The sequence below is a fragment of the Brachyspira sp. SAP_772 genome (genome assembly GCF_009755885.1).
Taxonomy (GTDB): Bacteria; Spirochaetota; Brachyspiria; order Brachyspirales; family Brachyspiraceae; genus Brachyspira.
The window spans coordinates 1-937 of the sequence record NZ_VYIX01000057.1; the positions used below are offsets into that span (position 1 = coordinate 1).

Here is a 937-nt window from a genome sequence, read left to right on the forward strand (position 1 = left end):
AATCATAGATAAAAAATGGCATATAATACAATTTATAATCATAATATATTTTATCATTATMCTTTTTATTAWTTTTTTTTATCTGTTTAACTAAAGCTTTAATTTTCTTCTCTATAAAATCAACATAATCTATATATTTAGAATTCAATATATCTCCTATATCTGTACCAAACTCAAGATTATCAACTAAAAAATCAAGTATATCCAATYCTTCAAGTATATAAAAATAAGAGTAATTAYCATTTTCTTTACTCTTTAATTTAYATGCAKGAAGTATTTTKTYTCTATAAGCTTTTTGCTTAAGATAGCCTTTTATTTTATTTATATCATTTTGTGTTTCTATCTTTTTATTTGTAGTAAAATTATAATATTCTATAAAAGCATCTAAACTCAAAAAATAAAATCCTTTAATATTTGAAATAGTATCGTAAATAGCTTTTTTATCTATTTTAGTTTCTTTTTTATTTGTATTTTTTATATCATAATCAAATGTATCTATATCTTTTAATAATATTTTTCTTATCTTATAATCTTTATTTTTTTCTTTTTCCCTTCCAGAAATACTTTCTACAATATAAATATTTTTATTACTATTTTTTATATTCTCTAATGAAGGTATAATATTTTTTTTATTGTATTTTAAACTATTATAACTAATATCTTTATTTTCAGATGCCATATCTTTGTAAATCCGTMAACATTTTTTTTATTATATAATATTCTCTTTTTTTATCTTTTATCATCATAAGTATACTTTTTAAAATATCCGTTAATTGCTTTTTTAATTTTTTATTATAATTTCCAATTTCATAAATATGATATAATGCTAAAACCTTATAATAATTATAATTAAAAGAGTTTTTATCAAATCTTTTAATATGCTCTAAAATTTCATTGCTAAAATTCTTCACACTACCAAAATCGTTCTCTTTTTTAT

At 17.7% G+C, this 937-nt stretch carries 2 pseudogenes; both read right to left on the reverse strand.

The annotated features are described in order from the left end of the window. Positions 1–679: pseudogene (locus GQX97_RS12525) on the reverse strand (hypothetical protein); the annotation flags it as partial. Further along, positions 669–937, reverse strand: a pseudogene (locus GQX97_RS12530) (tetratricopeptide repeat protein); the annotation flags it as partial. The pseudogenes GQX97_RS12530 and GQX97_RS12525, both read right to left, overlap by 11 nt.